The sequence below is a fragment of the Devosia sp. genome (genome assembly GCF_040509215.1).
Lineage (GTDB): Bacteria > Pseudomonadota > Alphaproteobacteria > Rhizobiales > Devosiaceae > Devosia.
Map to the genome: position 1 here is coordinate 1 of NZ_JBEVLL010000318.1, position 5,509 is coordinate 5,509.

General features: G+C 61.7%; 6 protein-coding genes. All 6 read right to left on the reverse strand.

What is annotated here, in order from left to right; translation table 11 throughout:
• Window positions 1-793, reverse strand: a 793-nt coding sequence (locus tag ABW043_RS17790; protein WP_353922534.1) for a uroporphyrinogen decarboxylase/cobalamine-independent methonine synthase family protein, incomplete at its 3' end; no start/stop codon positions are given.
• A 5-nt stretch (window positions 794-798) separates the two neighbouring features.
• Complete coding sequence (locus ABW043_RS17795; RefSeq protein ID WP_353922535.1) at window positions 799-1,845, reverse strand: cupin domain-containing protein; 1,047 nt, start codon at window positions 1,843-1,845, stop codon at window positions 799-801.
• A gap of 97 nt (window positions 1,846-1,942) precedes the next feature.
• Window positions 1,943-3,013 carry a LacI family DNA-binding transcriptional regulator gene (locus ABW043_RS17800; protein WP_353922536.1) on the reverse strand — a complete coding sequence of 357 codons (1,071 nt, stop codon included), beginning with the start codon at window positions 3,011-3,013 and terminating at the stop codon, window positions 1,943-1,945.
• Window positions 2,998-3,339, reverse strand: coding sequence for an SDR family oxidoreductase (locus ABW043_RS17805; RefSeq protein WP_353922537.1), 342 nt, complete (start codon window positions 3,337-3,339; stop codon window positions 2,998-3,000). Before ABW043_RS17805 ends, ABW043_RS17800 begins: the two co-directional genes overlap by 16 nt.
• 88 nt (window positions 3,340-3,427) lie before the next feature.
• Window positions 3,428-4,945 carry an amidase gene (locus tag ABW043_RS17810; RefSeq protein WP_353922538.1) on the reverse strand — a complete coding sequence of 506 codons (1,518 nt, stop codon included), beginning with the start codon at window positions 4,943-4,945 and terminating at the stop codon, window positions 3,428-3,430.
• Window positions 4,946-4,947: 2 nt separating this feature from the next.
• Window positions 4,948-5,509: ABC transporter ATP-binding protein (locus tag ABW043_RS17815; RefSeq protein ID WP_353922539.1), on the reverse strand; the 562-nt coding region annotated here is incomplete at its 5' end.

Genomic DNA, 5,509 nt, shown 5'->3' on the forward strand with positions numbered 1-5,509 from the left:
GCAGGATTTTCTTGAGCGCGATATCGCAGATATGCGGGCCTTCATAATTGCCCCAGCACACATGCATGCGCACCTTATCGCCCGGCACATTGCGCAGGGCGTGGTTCATCACCTCGATATGCTTTTCGGCCGCCGTGACAAAGCCGGCGTCATCGAGATCCTTGTACATCATGTGCCGACCTAGCCCGAGATCGGGCGCATCGAGCTGCAGGATGAACCCGGCTTCCACAATGCCCTCGTATTCAACGCGCATGCCCTCGGCGACGGCTTCGAGATACTCGTCCTGGCTCTTGTAGAATTCATTGGGCTGGAACAGGGCGATAACGCCCGGCGTCGCCGAGTTCATGAATCCCTTGGCATAGCCATTGGCTGAAAGCGCCGCCTGGAAAGCGTCGACATCATCCTTCAGCGGCTCAAGGCTTTTCACCTTGATTTCGCTGACACATTTGGGCCGGCGATAGGACGGCGTGCCGCCCGAGGAGGCCTGGCGCTTCAGAAAATTGGGAAAGAGTTCAAGGTCGGCCGGCGGTCGGCGAGAGCTATCGCCATCAAAGCCTGTCAGCCGATCCTTGATGTAGGTGGCGTAGGAAATCTTGCTCATTTCGCCATCAGACGGCAGGTCGATGCCCGCCGCCTTCTGCTGCGCAACGATATCGTTCACCGCCGCCGCAATGATCTCGTTGAAGCCGGCTTCCTCGATCGGGACGCCGGCCTCCTTGGCGAACACAAGATCGGTCACCTGTTTGCTGCGCGGCAGCGAGCCAACGTGAGTGGTGAGGATCTTGTGTGCCATAGGGCTTACTCCGCGGCTTGAGCGGTTGCGAACTGCGGGGCGGCCGGCGAGGCAGCACCGCGGATAACGAAGGTGATCGCATCGGCCGAGGCCGGATTGCGGAAGCCGTGCATCAGGCCGACCGGTACGGTCAGCGTGTCGCCGGCTCCAAGGATCAGCGAACCGCCATCCCAGGTGAATTCGAGCGTACCGGACTGCACGAACAGCACTTCCTGCTCGGAGCGGGCATGCGCCGGAATGGTCGCACCGGTTTCGAGCTTGAAGCGACGCAGCGTAAAATCGTGCTTCCAGTGGCCGACGATCGGGCCGGCCTTGATGCCGTCCTGGCCATCGACATCGCCGATAACGCCAGCTTCTTCAACGCCTTCGCCTGATAGCGGCGAGTTCGGGTCGCCCTTGATATCAGCCGCCTTGATGGCGTATTTCGCCAGCTCGGACATCGGCGGGGTTGCCAGTTCCTGCATCTTTTCAGCGTTCGGCGGCTGCTCGAGTTCAGCGCCTTCCGGCACCGTTTCACCCAGCGTCGTATCGACCAGTTTACCGCCTTTGAGCAGTTTCAGGCCAAAATCCTCGGCCATCTTGAAGACGCTTGGCGCCCAAACCACCTTGCCCGGATCGTCGTGACCGAGAACCACGGCGAGAAAGCCCGTGCCCTCGTCGCGCTTTTCAAAGCCGCGGAACATGTGGGTCGGCACTGTCGCCACGTCGCCGGGCTCGACGTCGAGATAGCCCTCGTCCTTGTCGGCGCCGAAGACGAAACGCCACTTGCCGGTATGGACCAGGAAAGTCTCGGCGGTCAGGTGCGAATGCTGGGAATTGGTGCAGCCGAACGGCTGGCGGGCGGCACCAAAGTTGAAGCCGTGGGCCTCGGGGATATGCACCATCTGCGCCTTGTTCTCGGAAACGCCCGGCCCGATGATGGTAAAATTTTCCTTGCGGTCCGAACCCGGCGTCCGCGCGTCGATAAACGCGTTGCGCAGGCCCTTGAGATCCGCATAGCGCACCAGGCGCTTTTCCATATCGGCCTGGGTCCAAGTCTTGGTTTGGGTCATGATGACATCCTCTCTCCGGTGGCAGGATAGCAGTTTTGCATTCGTATGCAAGATGAAGCACAAAGAGGGCGGAAGCGTGTCTGGAGGGACATGCCGGTCAGCTCTGTGCGGGTTGGTAGATGCGCCGGCCGTCGACTTCAACGACGCCGGATTTGGGCAGGCGGGCGGACGTGCGCACCACCAGTTCGCCATTGAGCACGCAGTGCTGGGCCTCGATTTCGCCGCTGGCAATCTGATCCATCAGGATGCCAACGGTGGCCTCGACCATGGGCCCCAGCGGCTGGCTCATCGAGGTGATGCCATAGGAGGTCCAGCGGGCAGGACCGACATCGTCATAGCCGACGATGGAAAGGTCCTCTGGGATGGACAGCCCGAGTTCGTGCCGGGCGACATCCATCACGGCGACAGCCATGTGGTCATTGGCCACAAAGAGCGCATCGGGGCGATCCGGACGCGACAGCATCTTGCGCGCGGCCGCTTCGGCTTCGGCCCGGTCGTAGTTACCGACTTCGAGCATGATCTCCGTATAGCCAGCTTCGGCCAGGCCTTCGCTATAGCCGCCGAAACGGTCGCGATTGGTCGAGGAGCTTTGAAGGCCCGAAATATACCCGAACCGCTTGTGGCCGCCGGCAATAAGAAATTCCGCCACGCGCCGCCCACCCTCGCGATTGCGCGTGGTCACGCTCGAAACCGCATCGCGTTCAGTGGTGCGGTTGAACAGCACTACGGGGATTCCCGCCGCAGCGCATTCTTCGGAAAGCTCGGACGAGAGGGAGGTCGAAGCAAGCACGATGCCGTCGACCCGATACTGCATGAGCTGGTCGAAGACCGGATCGCTGTCCCGATCCATAAAGCCGGTGAACAGCAGCAGGCGGTAGTTCTCTTTCAGAAGCAGCCGCCCCAGCTCTTCGAGCACGTCGGGATAAAAGAGATTTTCCAGATAGGCCATCACCACCGCGATGATGCGCGAGCGGTTGGTGATCAGCGAACGGGCAATGGCGTTGGGCCGGTAGCCGAGCTCCTCGGCCGCGGCCATAACCTTGGCGCGGGTTTTTGGGGAAATGGAGGCGCCAGGCGTAAAAGTGCGCGACACGGCGGACTGCGACACGCCTGCATGTCGCGCCACCTGTGACGAAGTCACCCCTGGCTTTTTTACTCCGCTGTCCATCCACCACCCACCAGGAGCGCAGCACCGCGAATGGCCACCGCACCCGAGACCGGGAAAGACACCGGCCCCATAATATCCTCCACCCGATCCAGTCTTCCGCGCTTGATCTTGGTCAACAGCTCGGTTTCGACGGTCTTCGGGCGCCACGCAATTATACGAGTATTGCTGGCGCCCGGGGCAATAGCCACGACCTTTGTCAGCCATTCAACAGCATGTTTTCCGGCGGCAGAAGCGCAGGACCCAATGGCACTCAGAGCTGCGCGCTCCTTGCGGCTCGCCCTCACCTGCCCCTCGATCGCTTCGCCATGCTTCAGCCAGACTGACACCGGACGCCCTCTGCGGTTCAACTCACGATATGGCATACGTATGCAACACTACAAGGGTGTGACCTTTCACACCCCGGATTTTGCCCGATCAGCTCGGCTGTGGCGGCTGCTGCAGGCAAAAGTCCGTGGCCTGCTCAAAGGCATGACCCACCTGGATCACCCGCGCCTCGTCATGGTGGCGCCCAATGATCTGCATGCCGATCGGCAGGCCCAGATGAAAACCGACGGGAATAGCCAGGACAGGATGGCCCGAGACGTTGAAACCAATGGTCCGCATCGGCGTCCAGACGGCTTCCTTCTCGAACGGCGCCGCTTCCAGCGCTGTGGTCAGCGCGCCGACGGTGATGATGACATCATGCGCGCTGAGAACTCGGTCGATCGCCTGGGTAAAATCGCCACCAATCCGCCGTGCTGCTGTCAGTTCGGCATCGGTGATGGCAAAGCCGGCAGCAAGGCTGAGGAAGGCGCGGCGACCGTAAGCGTCGGGGTGTTCGCGCAGGTCTTCGGCATGGAAGTCAAAACTCTCCTTGTGGAGAATTGCGGCCGCCGCGATCTCGATGGACGGATAATCCGGCAGCTCGATCTCGCTGACCAGAGCACCAAGTTCGCTGAGCTTTGAGAGCGCGGCATCCATGGCGGCAACGACGGCCGGCATGACTTGTGGGTCACCCGCAAACCAGTTGCGGGCATACCCGATTTTCAGACCAACAACCGGTTGACCGAGAAGGCGCGTCGCTGCGTCAGCGCCGCTTTTCGCGGCAATGACATCAAAGGTCAGCGCTGCTTCAGCAACCGTTCGGCTCATCGGGCCGACATGGTCCATGCTGGGAGACATGGTCAGCGCGCCATGCTTGGGCACGGACCCAAAAGTCGGCTTGAAGCCGACGACACCACAATAAAACGCCGGCCCCCGAACGGAACCGCCGGTATCCGTGCCGATAGTCGTTCGCACGAGGCCACCGGCTACAGCCACGGCACAGCCGGAGGACGAACCACCCGTAATGTGCTCAAGGCTCCAGGGATTGCGCGCCGGCGGAAAGAGTCCGCGCTTGTCGGGGCCGACAGTCCCCCACTCATACGTCGCGAGTTTGCCGATAATGACGGCACCTGCCTCGCGCAGTCGCTTGATGATTTCAGCGTCTTCTGTCGCCACTGCATTGCGGCGCCCCGGGGCATTGGCCGTGGTCGCGAGACCGGCAACATCGATCATGTCCTTGATGCCGATGGGAATGCCATGCAGCGGGCCGCGATCCTCACCCGCCGCCAGCTCGCCATCAGCCTTGGTCGCATCCGCCCGAGCCCGATCGGCAGCAACGGCATAAAGCGCCAGATAGTGAGAATCCCGTTCCGCGATCCGCCGCAGCGTCGCTTCAACCAGCGCAACCGAGGTCAGACGCCCATCACGCAGGCGCTTGGCAAGTTCAACAATGTCGAGGTCGAGAACCTCTTCGTCCGACACCGCACCGACGGTCCCCGCCAGTCCATCGCTCATCCAGGCGGCAAGCCCGAACAGCCCCTTGGCCTCCGCCTCACTCAGGCTCAGCCCGGCCGCCGTCGCGCGGTCGTGGAAATAGGCGGTCTGCTTGGACGTGTCGTCGCTGGACATCTTTAGGCGATCCGGGCACCAGTCGAGTGGTCGAAGAGATGGCAGGCCGAAGCGGGAATGGCAACGCGCGCCATCTCGCCGATCTCGGCGCGATAGTCCTTGCTGACCTTGATGGAAACCAGTTCGCCCGCTACGCGCATGGACAGCATTGTCGCCTCGCCCAACAGTTCCACCGTGTAGATCGGCGCCTCGATCTGCCCATTGGCTTGGGCAAGGCTGGCGTCTTCGGCACGGAAGCCGAGCGTTACCGGCCCCTTTGTCGCCGAGCTTAGCCCCTCGATGCGAATGCCCGCAGCCGTGAACACGCCGCCCTCGATCGAGCCCTTGATCAGGTTCATCGCAGGTGAGCCGATAAAGCTCGCAACAAAGGTATTGGCCGGACGATCATAGATCTCCATCGGCGTGCCGACCTGCTGCACCAGCCCCTTGTTCATCACCACCACGCGATCGGCCAGCGTCATGGCCTCGATCTGGTCGTGGGTCACATAGATTGTGGTGCGCTTCAGCGTATGATGCTGATTCTTGATCTGGGCGCGCGTCGAAACGCGGAGCTTTGCGTCGAGG